The organism is Bacillus paramycoides, assembly GCF_038971285.1.
Lineage (GTDB): Bacteria > Bacillota > Bacilli > Bacillales > Bacillaceae_G > Bacillus_A.
In genome coordinates this window covers 1,364,177-1,386,953 of sequence record NZ_CP152427.1, presented here as the reverse complement: position 1 = coordinate 1,386,953, position 22,777 = coordinate 1,364,177, and the positions used below count along the sequence as shown (strand labels likewise).

General features: G+C 36.2%; 26 protein-coding genes, 2 riboswitches and 1 other annotated feature. Of the genes, 4 read left to right on the top strand and 22 right to left on the bottom strand.

The features are described from left to right. The first annotated feature begins 352 nt into the window (after positions 1-352). Positions 353-673: a helix-turn-helix domain-containing protein gene (locus AAG068_RS29930; RefSeq protein ID WP_428845988.1), complete on the top strand. Its 321-nt coding sequence runs from the start codon at positions 353-355 to the stop codon at positions 671-673. Beyond that, complete coding sequence (locus AAG068_RS07215) at positions 643-1,548, top strand: IS3 family transposase (protein WP_428846001.1); 906 nt, start codon at positions 643-645, stop codon at positions 1,546-1,548. The genes AAG068_RS29930 and AAG068_RS07215 overlap by 31 nt, the downstream gene beginning before the upstream one ends. Before the next feature lie 55 nt (positions 1,549-1,603). Here AAG068_RS07215 and AAG068_RS07210 read toward each other — a convergent pair whose 3' ends face one another. The 12 genes from AAG068_RS07210 to AAG068_RS07155 form a co-directional block, all read right to left on the bottom strand. Next, complete coding sequence (locus AAG068_RS07210) at positions 1,604-2,959, bottom strand: sodium-dependent transporter (protein WP_342718729.1); 1,356 nt, start codon at positions 2,957-2,959, stop codon at positions 1,604-1,606. 111 nt (positions 2,960-3,070) lie between these two features. Next, positions 3,071-3,319: a binding site (T-box leader), on the bottom strand. A gap of 61 nt (positions 3,320-3,380) precedes the next feature. Continuing rightward, positions 3,381-3,998 carry an NAD(P)-binding protein gene (locus AAG068_RS07205; protein ID WP_342718728.1) on the bottom strand — a complete coding sequence of 206 codons (618 nt, stop codon included), beginning with the start codon at positions 3,996-3,998 and terminating at the stop codon, positions 3,381-3,383. Beyond that, positions 3,973-4,728 carry a sirohydrochlorin chelatase gene (locus tag AAG068_RS07200; protein ID WP_342718727.1) on the bottom strand — a complete coding sequence of 252 codons (756 nt, stop codon included), beginning with the start codon at positions 4,726-4,728 and terminating at the stop codon, positions 3,973-3,975. Before AAG068_RS07200 ends, AAG068_RS07205 begins: the two co-directional genes overlap by 26 nt. A 1-nt stretch (position 4,729) precedes the next feature. Further along, entirely contained in the window at positions 4,730-5,506 is a 777-nt protein-coding gene (cobA, locus tag AAG068_RS07195) for a uroporphyrinogen-III C-methyltransferase (RefSeq protein WP_342718726.1), read from the bottom strand. Positions 5,507-5,584: 78 nt separating this feature from the next. Continuing rightward, a complete protein-coding gene (locus tag AAG068_RS07190) occupies positions 5,585-5,785 on the bottom strand; it encodes a DUF3906 family protein (RefSeq protein ID WP_000366917.1) in 201 nt (66 codons plus the stop codon). A gap of 10 nt (positions 5,786-5,795) precedes the next feature. Beyond that, positions 5,796-7,418 (bottom strand): nitrite/sulfite reductase, encoded by a 1,623-nt coding sequence (locus AAG068_RS07185; RefSeq protein WP_342718725.1) that lies wholly within the window; start codon positions 7,416-7,418, stop codon positions 5,796-5,798. Positions 7,419-7,574: 156 nt separating this feature from the next. Then, positions 7,575-8,174, bottom strand: a complete 600-nt coding sequence (gene cysC / locus AAG068_RS07180; RefSeq protein WP_342718724.1) for an adenylyl-sulfate kinase — start codon at positions 8,172-8,174, stop codon at positions 7,575-7,577. Between the two features lie 12 nt (positions 8,175-8,186). After that, the gene (gene sat / locus AAG068_RS07175) at positions 8,187-9,323 is read right to left on the bottom strand and encodes a sulfate adenylyltransferase (protein WP_342718723.1); all 1,137 of its coding nucleotides are present in this window, start codon (positions 9,321-9,323) and stop codon (positions 8,187-8,189) included. 38 nt (positions 9,324-9,361) lie between these two features. Then, complete coding sequence (locus tag AAG068_RS07170; protein ID WP_342718722.1) at positions 9,362-10,066, bottom strand: phosphoadenylyl-sulfate reductase; 705 nt, start codon at positions 10,064-10,066, stop codon at positions 9,362-9,364. An 87-nt stretch (positions 10,067-10,153) separates the two neighbouring features. After that, complete coding sequence (locus tag AAG068_RS07165; protein ID WP_000116161.1) at positions 10,154-10,297, bottom strand: YezD family protein; 144 nt, start codon at positions 10,295-10,297, stop codon at positions 10,154-10,156. Positions 10,298-10,369: 72 nt separating this feature from the next. Then, positions 10,370-10,478: riboswitch (SAM riboswitch) on the bottom strand. A gap of 117 nt (positions 10,479-10,595) precedes the next feature. Next, complete coding sequence (lysA, locus tag AAG068_RS07160) at positions 10,596-11,912, bottom strand: diaminopimelate decarboxylase (RefSeq protein WP_342718720.1); 1,317 nt, start codon at positions 11,910-11,912, stop codon at positions 10,596-10,598. A 180-nt stretch (positions 11,913-12,092) separates the two neighbouring features. Further along, positions 12,093-12,274, bottom strand: a riboswitch (Lysine riboswitch). Between the two features lie 89 nt (positions 12,275-12,363). Next, a complete protein-coding gene (locus AAG068_RS07155) occupies positions 12,364-12,759 on the bottom strand; it encodes a DUF3888 domain-containing protein (RefSeq protein ID WP_142337643.1) in 396 nt (131 codons plus the stop codon). 248 nt (positions 12,760-13,007) lie between these two features. Here AAG068_RS07155 and AAG068_RS07150 point away from each other — a divergent pair, with 248 nt between their 5' ends. Continuing rightward, positions 13,008-14,894 (top strand): LTA synthase family protein, encoded by a 1,887-nt coding sequence (locus AAG068_RS07150; RefSeq protein WP_342718719.1) that lies wholly within the window; start codon positions 13,008-13,010, stop codon positions 14,892-14,894. 181 nt (positions 14,895-15,075) lie between these two features. Continuing rightward, on the top strand, positions 15,076-15,777 hold the full coding sequence (pssA, locus tag AAG068_RS07145; protein ID WP_000285421.1) for a CDP-diacylglycerol--serine O-phosphatidyltransferase: 702 nt from the start codon (positions 15,076-15,078) through the stop codon (positions 15,775-15,777). A gap of 29 nt (positions 15,778-15,806) precedes the next feature. Here pssA and AAG068_RS07140 read toward each other — a convergent pair whose 3' ends face one another. From AAG068_RS07140 to hisD, 10 genes are all read right to left on the bottom strand, one after another. Then, positions 15,807-16,778 (bottom strand): 2-hydroxyacid dehydrogenase family protein, encoded by a 972-nt coding sequence (locus AAG068_RS07140; protein ID WP_087985506.1) that lies wholly within the window; start codon positions 16,776-16,778, stop codon positions 15,807-15,809. Positions 16,779-16,923: 145 nt separating this feature from the next. After that, positions 16,924-17,091, bottom strand: a complete 168-nt coding sequence (locus AAG068_RS07135; RefSeq protein WP_342718718.1) for a YozQ family protein — start codon at positions 17,089-17,091, stop codon at positions 16,924-16,926. Positions 17,092-17,159: 68 nt separating this feature from the next. After that, entirely contained in the window at positions 17,160-18,179 is a 1,020-nt protein-coding gene (locus tag AAG068_RS07130; RefSeq protein ID WP_342718717.1) for a histidinol phosphate phosphatase domain-containing protein, read from the bottom strand. Positions 18,180-18,191: 12 nt separating this feature from the next. After that, positions 18,192-18,515 (bottom strand): phosphoribosyl-ATP diphosphatase, encoded by a 324-nt coding sequence (gene hisE / locus AAG068_RS07125; RefSeq protein ID WP_342718716.1) that lies wholly within the window; start codon positions 18,513-18,515, stop codon positions 18,192-18,194. Between the two features lie 10 nt (positions 18,516-18,525). Then, a complete protein-coding gene (hisI, locus tag AAG068_RS07120) occupies positions 18,526-18,831 on the bottom strand; it encodes a phosphoribosyl-AMP cyclohydrolase (protein ID WP_342718715.1) in 306 nt (101 codons plus the stop codon). Then, the gene (gene hisF, locus AAG068_RS07115; RefSeq protein ID WP_342718714.1) at positions 18,828-19,586 is read right to left on the bottom strand and encodes an imidazoleglycerol phosphate synthase cyclase subunit; all 759 of its coding nucleotides are present in this window, start codon (positions 19,584-19,586) and stop codon (positions 18,828-18,830) included. Before hisF ends, hisI begins: the two co-directional genes overlap by 4 nt. Further along, entirely contained in the window at positions 19,580-20,299 is a 720-nt protein-coding gene (gene hisA / locus AAG068_RS07110; RefSeq protein WP_342718713.1) for a 1-(5-phosphoribosyl)-5-[(5-phosphoribosylamino)methylideneamino]imidazole-4-carboxamide isomerase, read from the bottom strand. Before hisA ends, hisF begins: the two co-directional genes overlap by 7 nt. Beyond that, positions 20,272-20,901, bottom strand: coding sequence for an imidazole glycerol phosphate synthase subunit HisH (hisH, locus tag AAG068_RS07105; RefSeq protein WP_342718712.1), 630 nt, complete (start codon positions 20,899-20,901; stop codon positions 20,272-20,274). The genes hisA and hisH overlap by 28 nt, the downstream gene beginning before the upstream one ends. Next, positions 20,902-21,486, bottom strand: a complete 585-nt coding sequence (gene hisB, locus AAG068_RS07100) for an imidazoleglycerol-phosphate dehydratase HisB (RefSeq protein ID WP_342718711.1) — start codon at positions 21,484-21,486, stop codon at positions 20,902-20,904. Next, positions 21,486-22,775, bottom strand: coding sequence for a histidinol dehydrogenase (hisD, locus tag AAG068_RS07095; RefSeq protein ID WP_342718710.1), 1,290 nt, complete (start codon positions 22,773-22,775; stop codon positions 21,486-21,488). Before hisD ends, hisB begins: the two co-directional genes overlap by 1 nt. Positions 22,776-22,777 lie beyond the last annotated feature (2 nt).

Sequence of the window (22,777 nt, the reverse complement as noted above, 5' to 3'; positions counted from 1 at the left end):
TGCATACCGAGTTTTTTTATTTTCACTTCACAAACTATAGGCATTCCACATAGACTACAATTAAATTCCTATATTTTACAGGGTAAATTATAGGAATACACAATTACAACAAAAAATAGAAGAAGCTAGAGAAACTTACATTGGCCGGTTATTTACATTTGGCGGCTCAGCGTTATTTTTAATCGGATCATTTATTGCAGTCGTCACAGCCTAAAAAGCCTATAACCGCTTATTAAATACACCTACAATATAATAAAAAGACGGAGACTGATATTATCCCCTTTAGGTAGACAGTGTGAAAAAGACCATGTATACACATGGATGTTACACTATTACTTGGAGGGGATTTTTCATGGCTAAAAAAGGTACAACATTTAATACATACTCAAATGGGATAAAGGTATCAGCTGTTCAAAGTTATTTAAACGGTGAGGGAAGCTACGATATGATAGCGGAGAAATATCAGATTAGAAGCTCTACACAACTTAAAAATTGGGTGAAAAAGTATAAAGAATGTGGTGAAATTACAGATACTCGTGGAAAAAATAGTGAAATGAAAGGTATACCAAACCCTTTAAAAGGCAAACGGATTCATTTTAAAACTGTTGAAGAAGAGCGTGACTACTATAAGGCTCAGGTTGAATATTTAAAAAAGCAGTATCCAAATCTGTAAATGGAGGCGTACTAAAATATAAAGAACGATATCATATCATTGAATTACTAAAGAGAAAATATCCTGTTATATGGCTTACTAATTTTGCGAATGTACATCGCTCAAGTTACTATAAGTGGGTTCATACAAAAAGTGTGAACAACACGCGACTAGAATCCGATAAACGATTAAAAAAGGTAATTCAATCTATTCACGTAAAGCACAAAGAATATGGTTATCCACGTATGAAAATCGCTTTACAAGAAGAGGGTTATTTTATAAATCACAAAAAAGTATATCGATTAATGAGTGAGCTCAACATTCAGTCTATTATTCGGAAGAAGCGTCGCTTCTTTAAAGGGAATTATTCTAATACTTTTCCAAATGTTTTAAACCGTGAATTCAAAGATCGCCAGCAAAATGAAGCGCTTGTTACAGACATTACCTACCTACGATTTCAAGAGGGCTTCCGCTATCTTTCTGTTGTACAAGATATTTATAATAACGAAGTTGTTTCTTGGAAAATTTCCAAGCGTAATGATAATGAACTTGTATTAGATACAATTGAAATGCTGGCACAAAAAAGAGATGTGCGTGGAACCATTCTCCATTCAGATCAGGGATTCCAGTACACATCTCATGCCTACAACAAACGACTTTTAGATTTAGGTATCATTGGCAGCCACTCTCGCAAAGGAAACTGCCATGATAATGCCTGTATCGAGTCATTTTTCTCCCATTTTAAATCGGAGATGTTGTATTTGAATCATTTTAAAACAGAAGCGGATTTAATACAAGCAATTGAAGAATATATTTATTTTTATAACTATAAACGTTTCCAAAAACGACTCAACCATCGAGCTCCGATAGAATATCGAATCTCGATGGTTGCTTAGTCTTTTTAATACTGTCTACTTGACAGAGATAAGACCAGACTTCTCCGTCTTTTTATTATGCAAACATTTTAAATACGCCTATCGCATTTAAAAATACAATAATTACAGTTACCGGAATAACGTAACGAAGCAAGAAGAACCAAATATTAAATAATGTTTTCCCTTTCATTTCCGTAACTTCTAATTCTTTCATTAACATTTCTTTACTCATTTTATTTGGTACGAATAGTGAAATGGCTAGTACCCCTAGCGGTAGTAATACGTTACTTACCGAGAAATCGACTAAGTCAAAGAACGTTTTCCCAAATATTTTCACATCACTCATAATTCCAAACGATAGAGCTGACGGGATTCCAACTGCAAAAATAAGAATACCAATTAACAACGATGCTGACGGACGCTTCTTCTCATTACCTTTCGCAACAGATGCTACTACAATTTCAAGCATTGAAATTGCTGATGTTAAAGTCGCAAAGAAGAATAAAATTAAAAACATAACAAAGAAAAATTGTCCAAATGGTATTTTTGCAAATACTGCTGGAAGGACGATAAACAGTAATCCTGGCCCTTCAGTCGGCTTAACGCCTAATGCGAAAATCGCAGGGAAAATTGCTAATCCTGCAAGTACTGTAACAAAAACAGTTAAACTTACAATAGATGTTGCTGATTTCGCTAAATGTTCTTCTTTCTTCAAATAGGAACTATACGTTACCATTACTGAGGCACCAACTGTTAGCGAGAAGAACGATTGTCCCATCGCGTATAAAATCGTATCTGCTGTCAGCTTTGAAAAATCTGGTTTCAAGAAGAACTCTACCCCAGCAAAAGCACCATCAAGTGTTAAAGCACGAACTATGATTGCAATAAACAAAATAAATAATAGCGGCATCATATACTTACTTGCTTTTTCTATCCCTTTCTCTACACCTTTACTTACAACAAAAATAGTACAAAGCATAAAGACAAATTGTGCTCCAATCGCACTTACTGGATTTGAAATTGTTTCACCAAACAATTTTCCATAATCAACAACACCATTCCAGAAGCTCCCTGTAACACTATAGTATAAATACAGTAAAATCCATCCACCTACAACACTATAAAAAGAGAGTACACTAAAACAAGTTACAACTCCCATACGACCAATCCAAGGATATACTTTACTATTTGGTACTAGTACTTTATAAGCTGTAACCGCCTCTTTTTGAGTGCTACGTCCAATAACAAACTCCGCTAATAGTAAAGGCATACCTATAAATAAAGTTAATAGTAAAAATACAAGGAAGAATGCGCCTCCCCCACCATTACCTGCAACATATGGAAATTTCCATATCGCACCAAGACCTACTGCGGCTCCGGCTGCTGCGAGTACAAAGCCTATTTTCGACGTCCATTGCTGTGTTTCTTTCATCATAATTTCTCCTTTTCTGAATATTTAAACTTTTGTTAATTATACACTTTCATTTCATACTCGCACACCTCCTTTAGAAAATAAAAAAGTCCCCTACACGCAAATATGCATGTAGAGGACGATATATGTAATGTAAATACCGTGGTACCACCTCAATTGGATTGATAAATCCCACTTGTTCAAGTACAGGAAAAACTCCGATACTCTATCCTTTTAACGGCGGAACCCGGGTTGCCTACTACAATGTTCAACATACCTCTCGCAAGCCCATTCTGTATATTTTATCGTACCGGGCTCACACCTTACCCCAGCTCTCTGAACGTATCAAATATACATACTCTTCTTGCTCATCGATTTCATCTATTGAAGTTACTTGTGATTATAAATTATATTTTTATAGTTGTAAAGTACAATTTATTCATTATCCTATATGAACTCTTCTATCTAATTCTTGTAAAAACAATTCTCTTTTTTGTTCATTTTGAACATATATCGACTTTAATACTTCTTGCAACAATATATTTCTCTGCTTTTTCTCTATTTGTAATTCTTTCACTTTTATTCTAACTTCGTATAAAAAATTAAGATACGACTCATACGCCTCATCATATTTATTTGCAATATCATCACGAATTTTTTTTGCAAGTTTTGGGCTCGCTCCCCCAGTAGAAACAGCCACATTCAGTAATCCGCGATGAATCGCCGCTGGAAAATGAACATTACCACTTTCCGGGTTCGTAATAACATTTACTAATTGATTTTCTGCGCTATCTTCAGCAATTTGTTCATTTAATACGGCATCACTACTCGCTGCAACAACTAAAAAAGCGTCTTTAATGTCACTTTTTTCATACTCCCTTTGATACCAACGAATTTTCTTTTCTTCTACAAGTTTCACTAAATTTGCATCCAATTCAGGACTTATCACAACTATATCCGCACCTTGTTTTAGTAAAGGAATAATTTTAAACCCCGCAACTTTCCCTCCACCAATGACAACAACACGTTTCTTCTCAACTCGCACTGTAAGTGGATACATATTGATCTCCCTTCAATAATTTTTTCGTTTTCTGAATTAACATATACTGAAATGCTTCATTCTTTCCTAAATACGGACTTATTTTTATCTCTTCCAGCTCATATTGACGCACTTCTTTTTCGATATGTTTCATAAGTAAACCTGTAAATAATAAGTAAGGCAGTACAACGATGTTCTTTTCTTTTCGTTCTATGACTTCTTTTAACTTATCCTCAAATTTCGGCTCGGCAGCTGCTAAATAACAAACCTCTACTTTTTTAATTTTCTCTTCCGTTTGAAATAAAGAAGCAATCCAGTTTATATCTCGTAATACTTCAGGGTCACTGCTCCCTCTTGCAACAAGAAGTAGCGTCACTTCATTTTTATCTCCCTGTTCAATACCACTCCCACTATATACCGATTTAACAAGTGTTTCTGATACACCAAACGGATTACCATAAATCACTTTGACATTCGAAAATTGATTGTTTAACTTTTCCAATTCAAACGGGATATCTTTTTTCACATGACCTGCCGCTAATAAAAAAACTGGAATAACAATAATCTCTGTAGCACCACACTTCACACATGTACGGAACCCTTCATCAATAGTTGGACTTGCTAACTCTAAAAAACAAACCTCTTGAATATTTGCCTCTACACGGTTCATGCATGACGTAATAAACGCAACCGCTTCTTCTTTAGCTGCTTTCAAACGACTTCCATGGCATATATATAAGATTGCTTTCATTTTATAACACTCCACTCACTTGATACGTACTTTCTGTCTGTTTCTCAAACCAATGGATTTTTTCTCGAAAACGGACCACTTCTCCAATTACAATCATGCTCGGATTTTGAATTTGTTCTTTTTTTGCAACATCTACAATTGTTCCTAACGTTCCAACAACTGTACGCTGCATAGATGTCGTTCCTCGCTCAACAATAGCAGCAGGTGTACTTTTATCTTTTCCATACTTCATCAGTTTTTCACATATGTAGGGTAAATTGCTAACCCCCATATATACAGCTAAAGTCTCTACACCTTTCGCTAAATTTTCCCACTTCACTTCCTCTTCAGCATCTTCTTTTCTATGCCCCGTTACAATAGCAAAACTTGCACTTGCATCACGATGTGTCACTGGAATACCAGCATAAGCAGGAGCAGCTATTCCAGCTGAAATACCAGGAACAATTTCAAACGGTACACCTTGCTTTGCTAACGCTTCAGCTTCTTCTCCTCCTCTACCAAATACAAATGGATCGCCGCCCTTAAGCCTCGTTACAACTTTTCCCTTTTTCGCATATTTAATAAGAAACGTGTTAATTGTCTCTTGCTTCATCGTGTGATAATTTGGTAGTTTTCCGCAATAAATTAAATCCGCTTCAGGCTTTGCATAGGAAAGCAATTCTTTATTCACGAGGCGGTCGTACAAAATAACATCTGCTTTCTCAATACATTTCAATCCTTTTACAGTAATTAAATCCGGATCACCAGGACCCGCTCCAACGATATAAACCTTCCCCATCATCTCTCCTCATTTCTACTATTAAAGTGAAACTTCCATCCTTATATACGAATGGAAGTTTTCATTATTTTTTATTCCCTACTCATGAATAACAAATGCCGCACCTTTTCGAATCTTCTTTTTTTCAAATAGGGAAATCTCCTTTACTTCTGGCAGCGGTAAAAAATGCTTTTCAAGCTCCATCTCCGCAAGCTTAAACGCCTGTTCTTCACTTTGAGCAACGACAACAATCGGAACAATACTATTTACTAACACAGCTTCAAATCGATATAAATCCATATTGCCCCTCCTAAGACGCTATGACTTCTTCTAGCACGTTATTTAACGCTATTTGTAATGTCTCTACACCAACACGGCCGACAAAATCATAAAACGTTTCAGCTAGTAATTTATTCTCTTTGAAATAACTTATAAATGATGCAAGTACATCAGGTAGATCCTCGCCATCTATTTTCCCTTTTAACTTTTGGTTATAAGCACCACCATCTAACAGCGTTCCACCTACATATATTTCAAATGCTTCAACAATTCCTTTTTCCTTCGTTTTCATTTTCACCCCTTGTAATCCAATGTCAGCAATTTGACGTTGACCACATGAATTCGGGCACCCTACCATATGAATACGAACCGGAACATCGAGTGCAATTTGTGTATCTAAGTATTCGGCAATTTTTCGCAATCTTTCTTTCGTTTCTACTAAAGCAAGATTGCAATATTCAATACCAGTGCAAGAAACCGCATGACCAATAAACGATTTCGGACTTGCTGATATCGCTTCAAATAATGGCTCATTTAGTAAACCCTCCACATTTTCTGGCGGAACATTCGGAATAATGAAGTTTTGTGAATTACATGTACGAATTTGGCCATTCCCATACTGTTTAGCAATTCTTGCAATCTCAAACATTTCTTCTGCATGTAGGCGTCCTACCGGCACATTAAAACCTACATATTTTAGTCCGTCTTGTTTTTGATCTTGAACTCCATAAAAGTATCCCGCATTCCAGCCTTTGAGAGCACTTTCCCCTTTACTTTGCAATGGTCCTGTATACTCTATTAGTTTCTCTTTGAACTTCTCTGCTCCCCAGTCTGCAACAAGAAACTTCAAACGAGCTAAATGACGTTTTTCACGATATCCAAAATCACGGAATATCGTAGCAATCGCAATTGCTACCGCCTTCACTTCTTCTGGTAAAACAAATACATCTAATTCATCAGCTAAATATGGACGAGCTGATAATCCACCGCCTACTTTTATATGAAAACCAACTTTTTTCTCACCGTCTATCTCTTTCGTTGCAGGTGTAAACGCAACACAGTTAATCTCTGCGTTTGCTGAATTATAAATGTTAGAACTAATAGACATTTTAAATTTACGTGGTAAGTTAGAAAACTCTTCATTATGTTGGAAATAGTCATATACCTCTTTTACAATGCCAGTTGTATCAAACAGTTCATTTGCATCAATACCAGCAAGTGGATTTCCTGTAATATTACGCGTTATATCACCACACGCTCCAGCTGAAGATAGCCCAACTCTTGCTAATCTTTTAAAAATATCTGGAATTTGCTGAATTTCTAACCAATGAAACTGAATCGCCTGTCTTGTCGTAATATCTATTACGTCACGCCCATAATCCTCAGCGATAGAAGCAAGCACTTCTGCCTGTGCATTCGTAATAATCCCTGAAGGAATATTTACACGCATCATAAAATAACCAGCTTCTTTCGGTCTTTGTAAATACAACCCTGCCCATTTGAATGCGTCCCACTCTTCTTTCGGAATAGATTCGAAGCCATTCTCTGCATAGTAAGGAATATCATTAAAGATCTCCAAGCCATCTTTTTTTAATTTATTTTTCTCAGTTTGATTTAATTTTTCATTGTTAGCCCATACTTTTTCATAACTCATTTTTTAATCCCCCTATATAAAGTGAAACTTTAATCAGTGGGGAGTGTTCATCCCCCACTGATTATTAGTTGAACCAATCGGGCATTTACGGGCAGTTCATCTCCCGTCTAACTTCTTTGCCCTAGCCAAATTTTGAGTTGGGAGTTTTACTGCCCGTTAATGCGGGATAAAACTACGCTCTTGTAAGTACTTCACGATTTGTTCTGCACATTCTTCAATAGAATACTTTTGCGTTTCTACAATTAATTCCGCTTGCTCTGGTTCCTCATACGGTGAATCGATACCTGTAAACTCTTTAATATCACCTTTTCTTGCTTTTTTATAAAGCCCTTTCGGATCACGCTTTTCACACTCTTCAATTGGACATTTTACAAACACCTCTATAAACTCATCTGCCGCTAATAGATCTCTAACTTGTTTTCGGTCTACTCGAAACGGTGAAATAAAAGCTGTAAGAACAACAGTACCTTGATCTACAAATAGCTTCGCTACTTCGCCAATTCTTCTTATATTCTCCATACGATCACTTTCAGAGAAACCTAAGTCTTTATTTAAACCGTGACGTATATTATCTCCATCTAGTACATAGTTTCCAATATTCTTTTCAAATAGTTTACGAGCCACCGCGTTGGCTACTGTGGATTTACCTGAAGCTGATAACCCAGTAAACCAAACTACGAAACTATGATGCCTATTTTTTACTCTTCTCTCATCTTTTGAAACAGATGCTGTATGCCAAGTAATATTTGTGTCCATCTCATTCTCTCCCTATTCAGTTACTACTTCTTTTTTCAAACCTTTAATTAGTACTTCCACTACTTCTTTACGACTAAATGTACTTGGCGGAACCTCACCGTTTCTTAATAATTCTCTTACTTTCGTACCCGATAAAATGACATGATCTTCTTTTCCGTGCGGGCATGTTTTCGTCGAAGCCATCGCTTCACATTTCGTGCAGTAAAAACTATGTTCAAAAAATAGCGGTGTAATCCCTAATTCTTCTACTGTAAAGTTTGTAAAAATTTCTTGCGCTTCATAAGTACCGTAATAATCTCCTACCCCTGCATGATCGCGCCCTACAATAAAGTGGGTACATCCAAAATTCTTTCTGACTAGTGCATGAAATATCGCTTCCCTCGGTCCTGCGTAACGCATTGCTGCAGGAAATACACCTAAAAAAACACGATCTTTCGGATAATAGTTTTGAAGTAACACTTCATAGCTTTCCATTCTTACATCAGCAGGAATATCGTCCGACTTCGTTTCCCCAACGAGCGGATTTAAAAAGAGACCATCTACAATTTCAAGAGCAGATTTTTGAATATATTCATGGGCACGATGTACCGGATTTCTCGTTTGGAATCCGACTACTGTTTTCCAACCACGTTTTTTAAATTCTTCTCTCGTTTCAATTGGATCTAAATGATAAGAAGGAAATGGATTACTTTCAAAACGTTTCGTAAGAATAATAGCTCCTCCGACGTAAACGTTCGGTCGTTCATATAATTTTTTCACTCCTGGATGAGCCTCATCCGTCGTTTTATACACTAGTAACGCTTCTTTTTCCTTATCAGGCGCAAAAATATCTTCTATTTGAATGACACCATATACGTTTCCATCGTTAACAAGTTTTACTTTCTCTCCAGCTATTAGACTCTCTGCTACTTCTTCTGTTACTGGTAATGTAATTGGTATACTCCAAACGCTCCCATTAGCTAAACGAAGCGTTTCTACGACCGAATTATAATCTTTCTTCCCTAAAAAACCAGTAAGCGGGCTATATCCCCCTGTCGCTAATAGCTCTAAATCACTTAACGCAATGTTGTCTAGTTGAATTTCTTTTTCAATTTGTGATATGTCATATGTCTCGTCTATAAGATTTACTAATTCGTTTCTTGTACTCATTTTCTATATCCTCTCTTAGCTTTATTTTCAAATTCATCTTATTGGTAATGTAGACCACATTCAGTTTTCACTTTCCCGGCCCATCTACCATCTCTCGAATCGCCACCCTCACCTACAGGTAACGTACACTTCTCACACCCAATACTTGGATATCCAACATCATGCAGCGGGTTATACGGCAATCTATGTTTGTATACATATCGCCATACCTCTTTCCATGTCCAATGAATGAGTGGACAAACTTTAATAGATTGAAAGCGATGATCTTGATTTATAAACTTTGTATGCTTACGCGTTTCTGATTGTTCCCTCCTTAAACCCGATATCCACGCTTTTTCCGCTGCTAATGATTTTTCTAACGGTAAAATTTTTCTAATCTTACAACAAAGATTCGGATTACTTTCCCATAATTTCTCACCATGCAACTTCGCTTGTTCATCAAGCGTAAGTTCCGGTTGTTTTTCTATAATATTTAATGAAGGAAATCGCCTCCGCACTTTTTGAATTAATTCATACGTTTCTTGAAAATGAACATTTGTATCTAAAAATACAACTTTAGCAGATGGATTTACTTGGTTTATAAGATGCAGCAATACCATACCTTCCACTCCGAAGCTACATGCGTATACAATTTCACCTTCATATTCTTTATAAGCCCAACTTAAAACAGATAGCGCGCCTTTCGTTTCATCTTCTTCTGAAAATGAAACATTATTTTCTTCCCACGTTTCATAAGTCAACATGTTCTTTCCCCCTGTAAAAGCAAAAAGACGGTTTTAACCTAATCAAAATAGGTTAAAACCGCCTCTAGTTTTTCTAGTCAGCGCTTTTTACTTTAAACGTACCTTTTCACTTTTCTCTAATTGAATGACTTTTCCATCTTGCACAACAATTGTAATTGAACCATATTTCATATCAGCAAGCATCGCTTCAATTTTCTCAGATACTTCCTCAAAATGTTCCCGTACGCTCACGCGAACAGCCCCCCTTTTTATTCATAAAAAAAATCTTTCCCATTTCGAAAAGACTGTTCGGTAATATATTTTACCTTATCTTTCAAAATGGATTCCATTTTGCTGGATTTAGCACCTTGCTTTCTATAAGCAGGTTGCCGAGCTTCGTCGGGCCAGTTCCCTCCGCTTCTCTTGATAAGCTTTGTATTTGTATTTTATCACAATTCTGATTTTTTTCAATCCTAGTTTTCCGATATATTTTAATTATTTTATTTTATAAAAAAGGAATTGCCCCTCCGAACAACTCCTTTTTCCTCATTTAAACAAGTTCTTTAATACGTATGCGATCGTTCCCAATAATATTTTCATATGTTTCGCGCTCTACAACAATTTGTGATGTACCACCTTTCGCGAAGACGACAGCTGGTCTACGAATCCGATTATAATTATTCGCCATCGAGTACCCGTATGCCCCTGTACAAGAAATTGCTAGTAAATCCGCAGAGGCAACTTTCGGTAGATTAATATCCCAAATTAACATATCTCCACTCTCACAGCATTTCCCTGCAATCGAAACAACTTCCTCATTCTCATCGTTCCCTCGATTCGCTAACATCGCTTCATAACGAGCGTTATATAAAGCAGGTCTTAAATTATCAGTCATCCCACCATCCACTGATACATATTTCCGAATACCAGGAATGTCTTTCACAGATCCAACTGTATAAAGTGTCGTTCCGGCATCACCTACAATACTACGGCCTGGTTCAACCCATATTTCTGGCAAGGGATAGTTACATACTGTAAATTGCTCTCTCACTGCACTTGTTACAGCTCGCACATACGTCTCAAGAGTTAATGGCGTATCTGACTCTGTATAGCGTATTCCGAATCCTCCGCCCACATTTAGCACTTTTACTACATAGTTTGTTCGCTCTCTCACTTCTTCTAAAAATTGACGAAGAACTTCAATCGCTCGCACAAAGCCGGCCGTTTCAAATATTTGTGATCCGATATGTGAATGAATTCCTAACACGTTATAATTTGATTTTTGTAAAGCAAGCTCAATTGCTTGCATCGCTTGACCATTTGACACGCCAAATCCAAATTTTGAATCATCTTGACCTGTTGTAATATATTCATGTGTGTGCGCCTCTACCCCGGGCGTTACACGAATTAATATGTTCACAAATTTCCCATGTTGCACTGCTAAATCATGCAAAATTTCTAATTCTAAGAAGTTATCTACGACAAAACAACCAATATTCGCCTGAAGAGCCATCACAATTTCTTCATCTGTTTTGTTATTGCCGTGAAAATGAATGCGCGATGCCGGAAATCCTGCTTGTAGTGCAGTATATAATTCCCCTCCAGAAACAACATCTAATGACATATTCTCTTCACGAGCTACTCGGCACATCTCCATGCACAAGAACGCCTTGCTTGCATATGCTACTTGATAAGAGAAACCACTTTCTTTAAAAGCACGATGAAACGCGCGACACTTTCCTCGAATTGACTCTTCATCGTATACATAAAGTGGTGTTCCATATTGTTTTGCTAGCTGCGTCGTATCGCACCCTCCAATTTCTAAGTGTCCTTGCCCATTGATTCGGCTTGTGCCGTGTAAATACATTTGAATTCCTCCCTTATTTCCTCTAAAACTCATAACCCCAATCTTCTATTCATTGCAGCACGCTTTTAGATAGACAAAAAACGCGCGGAACAATGTTCACACGCGTTTCTTATTAGGAAAAATATATATTGAAAAAATAAACGAGTTGTTATCTCCTCAAAATAAGAAACCGCATCAACATCTCCAAATAGCTCTCCATAAAATAAATCTTATGACAGTACTACATTTATTCAATGCAGTCCCAATATATGAATAAGATGGTTATTCTTATATTTCGGCAATAGTCCCTTTCAACCTATGATCACAGATTCCATTAAATCTCCCATAGCTTACTCTTTCCTATCGCGGCCTCTACCTTTGAGAGTAGATGAGGTAAGTCTATTTAATTTTCAAACATCTAATTGTTGCTATTAACAATACCAAAGGACCATTTTATTTGTCAAATAATTTTTTATATTGTTTTTTTACAGTTTAGTTTTGTATCGTTTGGTAAGCGCTTTACTAAAACCTTTGTCACTTCCCATTCGCCTTCTTCGTTATTAAATGTAATCGTTACCTTCTCAAATGGTGGAGCAATTTTCCCGGCAACACGTTCATACTTCGTTACTTCAATAACTGCTTGAAATAAATATGTACCGCTATACACTTTTTTCAAACTAATAATTTTCGGGCATTGATAAGGCTTCAAGCTCCCATATTGTTTTTCAATCGCTTTATTTATTTTCGGAAATAAGACAGAATAAAGGGCATCTTCCATAAGAGGTGCATCATATTGGGCTACCGACACACTCGGTGAAGCAAAAAGTATAACACTACTACATACTATAAAATACAATAACTTTCGCATTATAACCTCCTTACACGATTCTTTCTGCGCACGACAATAATCATACATAGAAACTCCGTTTTATTGTCTCCTACTGCCCTTTTTCTACTCAATTATTATAAAAAAGCCCACAACTCTCTTTTATTTTCGTATAATGATACTCATAGTATAATAAACATAATAACAAAGGACTGTTCGTATATATAAAATGAGGCGCTAATCAAATCGACTCACAAGAACTGTCATGCTTTTTAGGAGAGGAGTATATTATGCTACAACGTCTGTTTCCAAAACTGCGATTTGCACTCGTTGCAGTCGTTTTATTATGGATAAAAACATATATTGTGTACAAGCTAGCATTTGATATTAAAATTGATAATTTCTTTGAAGAATTTATGCTTTTTATTAATCCACTAGCTGCGTTACTTTTATTTTTCGGTTTTGCTTTATTTGCATCTAAACACCGAAACCGCATTATAGTTGGAATTAGTTTTATACTATCGTTCATTTTATTTGGAAATGCAATGTTTTATGGGTTTTATAACGATTTCGTTACGTTCCCAGTATTATTTCAAACAAATAATATGGCTGATTTAGGGACGAGTATAAAAGAACTCTTTACGTATAAAACATTACTGTTATTCGCAGATGCGATAATCTTAATGTTTCTTTCGCGTAAATTCCCAGCATTTTGCGACAAGACGCCACTTTCTCGCTCTGAGAAGAGAACTTTCTTTAGCGGTGTAACAGCTCTATTAGCACTACAAATTGTTGTTTCCGTTATTTATAAACCACAAATGTTCTCACGCTCGTTTGACCGTCAAACTGTCGTGAAAAATTTAGGTTTATACACATATCATCTATTTGATATTACACTTCAATCTAAATCTTCAGCTGAACGTGTATTTGCAAGTGGGGACGGGTTCTCTGAAATTAAAAACTATACAGATTCAAAAGATAAGCAAGTTGATAAAAATTTATTTGGAGCTGCAAAAGGTAAAAATGTTATTTTAATTTCAATGGAATCTACACAAAGTTTTGTTATTAATAAAAAAATAAATGGAAAAGAAATTACCCCATTTTTAAACGAATTTATTAAAGATAGTTTTTATTTCGATAATTTCTATCATCAAACAGGACAAGGTAAAACTTCTGATGCTGAATTTATCGTTGAAAATTCACTTTATCCGTTAGATCGCGGTTCTGTATTCTTTACTCACGCAACAAATGAATATACAGCTACACCAGAACAATTAAAAAAATACGGATATTCTTCTGCTGTCTTCCATTCAAACGATAAAGCGTTTTGGAATCGTGATGTAATGTATCCTGCACTTGGATATGATCGTTACTTTAATTTGAATGATTACGTAGGCACAGAACAAATGTCTGTCGGTTGGGGATTAAAAGATAAAGAGTTCTTTGAACAATCTATTCCAAAGCTAAAATCTTTACCACAGCCGTTCTATACAAAGTTCATTACTTTAACAAACCATTTTCCATTTCTTCTAAATCCAGAAGATCAATATGTTGATGAGTTTAATTCAGAAAGTGGTGTTGTAAACCGTTACTTCCCAACGGTTCGTTATACAGATGAAGCTCTTAAACGATTTATTAAACAATTAAAAGAAGAAGGACTGTATGATAATTCCGTTATTATCATTTACGGAGATCATTACGGTATTTCTGAAAACCATAACGCAGCCATGGCCCAGTTCCTTGGCAAAGACGCTATTACACCGTTTGATTCTATGCAACTACAACGCGTCCCTCTCATTATTCACGTGCCTGGGCAAGAAGGAAAAGTCATTTCTAAAGTATCTGGTCAAATTGATATTAAACCAACGCTACTTCATTTACTTGGTATTAAAACAAATAAATCCGTTGAATTTGGAACTGACTTATTTATTAAAGAAAAAGACCCACTTATGGTAATGCGTGATGGTAGCTTCGTCTCGGAAGATTATGTGTATACAAAAAACATGTGTTATAAACGAAATACAGGTGAAGAAGCGGACATTTCATTATGTCAACCAAATATCGAAAAAGCAAAAACTGAATTGAAACTCTCCGACAAACTCATTTATGGAGATTTATTACGTTTCGACCTTAACAATCGGTATAAGACTGGAACAATGACAACGAAATTTGAATAATACAAGAAGCAACTTTATAAAAGTTGCTTCTTTTTTTACTTATTTTTCAAATCATTCTCCTATGAAATCTTTCACAAATTGGGAATTTTTTTCGTATGAAGAAGAAATTTATGGTATGATAAAATAAGTAAACTTTCATACACTAATTAAGAATTTATTACAGAAAGCAAGGGATCAGATTTTGTATAGAGCAGCTATTCCAAACTTATTTACGCTCGGAAATTTATATAGTGGATTCTTGTCAATCGGCTATGCATCTTTAGGATATTATAAATCAGCTGCTATTTTAGTACTTATCGGGATGATGTTAGATAGTCTTGATGGGCGTGTTGCTCGTTTATTACGCGTTGATTCACAAATGGGAAAAGAGCTTGACTCGCTTGCAGATGTCGTAACATTTGGTGCAGCACCTGCTGTTCTCATGTATTACACATCTTTCTCCAATTATGGAATCATCGGACTATACATAGCGGGACTATTCCCTCTTTTCGGAGCATATCGTTTAGCTCGATTTAATGTTACACCATCTTCTACTTCAATGAAATATTTCACTGGGGTACCGATTACAGCAGCGGGAGGGCTTGTTGCTTTCTTAACATTATTTTCACATACCATTCCAAAAATCGTTCTTATTACAGTATTTGTAACGTTCGCATTTTTAATGGTGAGCCGCATTCGTATCCCAAGTTTAAAAGATGTACCAATTCCACGATATAGCATCATTATTACACTATTTTTAGTTGGAATCATTATCACAATGTACCAAACAGGGTTCGGTAATTTTTCTGTTTTCTTATTCATTGCTATTCCACTATACATTTTGTATATGCTATCTCAATTTCTTAGACAAAGACCATCTAAAAGAGCAAATAAAGACAAATAAAAAACCTTCCGGTTCCGGAAGGTTTCTTTTTATTTTGTAACGAATACTTTTTGATTTACAGGTGTTACAGGCTCTTCACCGTTTAATACTGCTAAAATATTTCTTACTGCCATTTCAGCCATCGCATCACGCGTTTCGAATGTTGCATTTCCTACATGAGGAGCAAGTACTACATTCTTTAACCCTTTTAGCTCTTCTGTAATTTTCGGTTCAAATTCAAACACATCAAGAGCTGCCCCTTCAATTTCATTCGTTTTTAATGCATGAGCAAGTGCTGCTTCATGCATGATTGGTCCACGTGAAGCATTTATAATATATGCAGTTTTCTTCATCATTTTAAATTGTTCTTCATCAATCATATGGTGCAATTTCGGATTATACGCACAGTTAATTGTAATAAAGTCTGCTGTTTGTAATAATTCTTCCAATGTTACATATGTTGCTTCCAGTTCACTTTCAGCTTCAGGCTTTCGGTTTGGTCCTGTATATAAAACATTCATTCCAAACGCTTTCGCACGCTTTGCAACTGCCTTTCCGATTTCTCCAAGGCCAATAATTCCAATTGTTTTACCGTGTACTTCGCGGCCTAAGAAAAATAATGGTGCCCATCCGTTAAATCCAGTTGTACGACATAGCGTATCACCTTCAGGAATTCTACGTGCCGCTGCTAAAAGAAGTGCAAATGTTAGTTCTGCAGTAGCTTCAGTTGATACTTTCGGTGTATTCGATACTACAATTCCTTTTTCACCCGCATACGTGTAATCAATATTGTCGTAACCAGCACCATAGTTTGCAACAATCTTCAAATTAGGTGCCGCATCAATCACTTCTTTTGTCACCTTTGTAGAAAGTAGGCTTAACAATGCATCTTTGTCTTTTACACGCTCTGTTAATTCATCTAAAGAAATTAACGCCTCTTTATCGTACATTTCTACATCATGATCCTTTAATAGTTCTAATCCGATTGCTGGAATTTTCCCTGCTACTAATATTTTTGCCACTACTAACACCTCTTCTATAGAAAATAAGATCTCTCTTATCTTTCATTGTAAGAAATCCACATATAAAAACCAAGGAATTTGATTATAGTTTTGAAAATCGACACTTTTCCACAAAAAAAGAGGAGATACAAGTCTCCCCCTCTTCTTATGCTTTTTCTTGCGATTGTTTTCCAAGCTTCACATCGATCGTTCCTTCTGCAACTGTATCACTAATTTGTTCCTCAATAACGGATTGAGATGTAACATTCGTTTCAGAAGTATACGCTTGTTGCTGTGCACCTTGTACATTTTGTTTATTTTGTTGTTTCACCATTTCTTTACCCTCCTTTTTATTCTTTCTTATTTTGAACAAAAAGGTGGGTTTTCATCAAAAAATCGTGATCATTTTAAAATTGTAACTTCTCCTTCCAGCAATTTCATCGTTCTTACTCGTTTCGTAAATGTAGCTAAATGTGAAATATCATGATTGCGTAACGTCTTTATATTCTCTTCCACATATTTTCCTAAATCATGCGGATAATGAGCATCTGAGGAAAGTGTAATCGGGACCCCATGCTTAGCTAATACTTGTAAATATAGTGGACTCGGGCACATTTCACGCACAGGGTAGCGATAGTACAACCCCGCATTTATTTCCGTTGCCGTATTTGTTTCTACCAATGCACGTGCAATTTCCGTATAATAAGAAAGTTGTTCATTCTCATCTAGCCGGTAATTAAATACTTTTATATTATCAAGATGAGCTATTATATCAAATAACTCAGAACGAACTGCACACTCCACCGTTTTGAAAAACGTATCATATAAAGCATATAAGTCATGTTCCTTAAAATATTCTTTCGTATCTGGATTATCAAATCCCCAGCCATTTAAAAAATGAACAGAACCTATTACATAATCAAAATCTCCTAATGCTAGTAAAGATTGTAATTCTTGTTCACCACCAATAAAATAATCCGCTTCAATTCCAAGTTTAAGCGTAACACCTCTTTTACTCCATCGTTCTTTCGCCTCTTCAATTGCCTTTGTAAAATCATGTAGTGACGCTACCCTTACTTGGTCTAACCATTCCTTCTGTAAATGACCAAGCCTCGAATTACTAATATCGACATATCTTTCATAGTATTCTTTTGCTTCATAAAAACGGTATAAATGATCGACAATCCCAACTTCTTTTATACCTTTTCGCAAAGCTTCTTCTAAATATAAATCAATCCATTTCATTGTAAACGCCCCTTCTTTCACACGTCTTTGCATGCGTTCTTGTGTTTTCATAAGCCATTCCATAGAATGTTTTTCTTCTTTAAGCGGTTCATAATGTTGCAGTGCTTCATTTATTTTAGCAAGCCACCCTATTGAATACGGTCCTTCTTCTAAATGAATGTGATAATCCACTTTCATACATATTCCCCCCTATAATGTATCTATTTCTCTTCTATCTCCTACTCTCGAAAGCTTCCCATTTCTTTCTTTCACTTCCTCCATAATATCTTCTAATGGTATATTTTTTTCGGCTAATAAAACGAAGCAGTGATACATTACATCAACCATCTCTTTCACTAACTCTTCTTTATCATTATTTTTAGATGCGATAATTACTTCGGAACATTCCTCACCAATTTTCTTTAAAATTTTATCTTCCCCTTTTGAAAACAAGTAATTTGTATATGATTCAAGAAGCGGACTTCTCTTTCGTTCTTCAATTGTTTCAAATAGTAATGTAAAGGCGTTTTTCATATGTATCCCCCTATATAATTTTGTAATGAAAACATGTTTTTTCTCCCGTATGACATGCAGGTCCTACTTGCTTTACGACAACAACAATTGAATCTTGATCACAATCTAAATAAAGAGATTGCACATATTGGATATTCCCTGATGTTTCCCCTTTATTCCATAACGACTTTCTTGACCGAGAATAAAACCAAGTTCTTTTCGTTTCTAACGTTTTTTCATATGCTTCTTCATTCATATAAGCTAGCATTAAAACTTCTTTTGTACCTTCTTCAATTACAACTGTTGGTAGTAATCCTTTTGAAAAGTTAGGTTTCATAACCGCACCTCGATGTTTGCATTTCTTAATTTTCTCTTTACATCCTGCATTGTCGCCTCACCATAATGAAAGATTGATGCCGCTAACGCTGCATCAACTGTTGTCTTTTGAAAAACTTCTATAATGTGATCTGCATGACCACACCCGCCTGACGCGATGACTGGTACGGAAACGCTTTTTGAAATTTCTTCTGTTAAGCGAAGGTCATATCCATTTTTCGTTCCATCTGCATCCATACTCGTTAGTAAAATTTCCCCTGCGCCTAGCTCGGTAACGCGCTTTGCCCACCAGATGGCATCCATTCCTGTATCAACTCTTCCACCGTTCACATATACATTCCACTTACCTTCTGTTACTTTTCTAGCATCAATTGCGACGACAATACATTGTGAGCCAAAGTGTTCTGCTCCTTCTTCAATTAATTTTGGATTTCGCACTGCCGCTGAGTTAATTGAAATTTTATCTGCTCCCGCTCTTAGTAAATTGTACATATCTTTAACACTTGAAATCCCCCCGCCAACTGTAAGAGGAATAAATACTTTTGAAGCTGTTTTTTCTACAACATCTATAATCGTCTTTCGTCCTTCATGCGTTGCCGTAATATCTAAAAATACTATTTCATCTGCTCCCGCCTCATTATATAAAGCGGCTATTTCAACCGGATCACCGACGTCTTGTAATCCTATAAAATTTACTCCCTTTACGACTCGCCCTTCTTTCACATCTAAACAAGGAATAATTCGTTTCGCTAACATAACTTTGTTACCTCTAGTACTTCTTCTAAATCAATCGTTTTCTGGTAAAGAGCCTTACCAATTATGACGCCGTATATATTCATATCATTTAATTTTTTCACATCTTGAATAGATGCTACTCCTCCAGAAGCAATAAGACGAATAGCAACGCTTTTTTGTAGTAACTCCAATTGCTCTATATTCGGCCCTGCAAGTGTCCCGTCTTTCGAAATGTCTGTAAACACAATTGTTTGAACACCTATATTCTCCATTTGCTTTGCTAAATCAATGTAAGAAATTTCAGACATATCAAGCCAGCCTCTCGTTGCTACGAAACCATTTTTCGCATCAATGCCAACAATGATTTTTTCTTCATATAGAAGAACCGCTTCTTCTAAAAATGCCTTATCATAAAGAGCGGCTGTTCCTAAAATTACTTTATCTACCCCTACTGACAATAGCTTTTCTACCGCTATAAGCGATCGAATTCCTCCTCCAACTTGTACAGGAATACATACTGCCTTACAAATTCTTTCAATGACGGACAAGTTTAACGACTCGCCAGCAACTGCACCATCTAAATCAACAATGTGCAACCGTTTCGCTCCAAATTTTTCAAATATAATCGCTTGCGCAACCGGATCTTCATTCATTACTGTTTCTTTACTAAACTCTCCTTGATAAAGTCTAACGCAGCGGCCCTCTTTTAAATCGATAGCTGGGAAGATTTCCATGCTTCTACCACTCCTTTGAAATTTTTCAACATTTGCATTCCTATGTCACCACTCTTTTCAGGATGAAACTGTGCGCCATATATACTTTCTTTTGCTACAAAACCAGGTACTTTCAATCCATATTCACTTATTCCATACACAATTTCATTTGGACAATCTGCGTAATAAGAGTGGACATAATATACGAAAGAACCATCCTCTACTCCATTCCAAAGTGCTATTTCTCCCTCTTTCTTTAACTCATTCCATCCCATATGTGGAATCTTATAAGGAACCTTTAACTTTCGAATAACACCTGGCAATAAACTTAATCCGTTACAATCTTGTAGTTCCTCACTTTTTTCAAATAAAAGCTGCATTCCTAAACAAATGCCTAGAAGCGGTTTTCCTGAACGCCCGAATTCTTTTAACACACATACTAAATCTCTTTCTTCCAATACATTCATCGCCTTTGGAAATGCACCTACTCCTGGCAAAATTACTCCATCACTTCTAAAGATTTCTTCTTTCTCACTCGTTACGATATACGCTGCTCCAATATGCTTTAATGCTTGTTCTACACTACGAATATTTCCCATTCCATAATCTATAATGGCAATCAATTACAACATCCCTTTCGTTGAATTTACACCAGTAATGTTGGCATTTCTTTCGACTGCTTCTCTAAGCGCTCTACCAAACGCTTTAAATAACGCTTCAATTTTGTGATGTGTATTGCTTCCGTATAAAATGCGAGCATGTAATGTAATATTGGCAGCATGCGCAACCGCCCTAAAAAACTCTTCCGTTAATTCTGTATCAAAATCCCCAAGCTTCGGATTCGTTAATTCTCCTTGAAATACAATATATGAGCGCCCGCTTATATCAATTGCGACAAAACCTAAGGACTCATCCATCGGTACATATGCTGAGCCGTACCTATTAATCCCCTCTTTACTTTGCAATGCTTCTTTCAAACAATTTCCGAGTACAATCCCAACATCTTCAACTGTATGATGCGCATCAACGAAAACATCACCTTCTGCCTCCACTTGCAAACCGAATCTTCCATGCCTTGCAAATAAAGTTAGCATATGATCAAAAAATCCAACTCCCGTTTGTACAGAAACATCCTTTCCTTCATCAAGCTGTAAACTTAATTTTATTTTTGTTTCTGTCGTCTCACGTATTTGACTAGACTCGCGCATCATTCTTCCTCCTCAAATCTTATTTGAATTGCTCTCGCATGCGCATGTAACCCTTCTTTATTGGCAAGTTCTACAATATGATGTTGTACATCTCTTAACGCGTTCTCCGTATAAGACAAGAAGCTTGATTTTTTCACGAAATCATCGACTGATAACGGTGAGAAAAATCTTGCTGTTCCACTTGTCGGTAACACATGATTCGGTCCTGCTAAATAATCACCGAGTGGTTCCGGTGCATATGGTCCAAGAAAGATAGATCCTGCATGTTTCACATAAGCTAGAGCATTCATCGGTTCTTTTATATGTAACTCTAAATGTTCTGGAGCGATTTCATTGGATAATTGTAGCGCCTCATTTAAAGAAGGAATGATAAAAATGGCTCCATTTCTATTTATCGATTCACGTGCAATTTCGCTTCTTGGTAATGTTTCTAACTGTCTTTCTATCTCTTTTTCTACCTCTTTTGCTAACTCAATATTCGTTGTAATACAAATTGCTGTTGCTCTCACGTCATGTTCTGCTTGTGATAATAAATCAGCAGCAATATATTTTGCATTGCCGGTTTCATCAGCGATAACTACAATTTCTGACGGTCCGGCAATCATATCAATATTTACTATCCCGTATACTTCTCGTTTTGCCAGAGCGACGTACAAATTTCCCGGTCCAACTATTTTATCCACTTTCGGAATCGATTCCGTCCCGTATGCTAAAGCAGCAATTGCTTGCGCGCCGCCTATCGTATAAATTTCATCTACTCCTGCAAGGCTTGAAGCAACTAAAATATGCGGATCAATTCCTCCTTCCCTCGGCGGTGTTACCATTACAATTTTTTTCACACCAGCGAGTTTTGCTGGCAATACATTCATTAATACTGACGAAGGATACGAAGCAGTTCCGCCTGGCACATATACACCTACATTCTCTAACGGCCGAATGATTTGTCCTCTAATGATGCCATTACTCTCACAATCGAATATGGATTGCCTTTTTTGCTTTTCGTGATATGAAATAATGTTTTTCTTCGCTTCTTGTAACGCTTCTAAAAATGAATTCTCTACAAACATACCCGCTCGTTTTATTTCTTCTTCACTTACACGAAACTCTTTCATCTTTACACCATCAAACTTTTTTGTATAAAAAGATAGGGCCTCATCCCTACTCTCCCTTACATTTCTAACAATTTCATTTACATTTCTTTGAACAGTTTCTTCTATTATATTAGCGTTTTCTCGTAGCAATTTTATTTTTAATAACGCCTTTTGAAAATCTTCATAAACGATTTCCATTT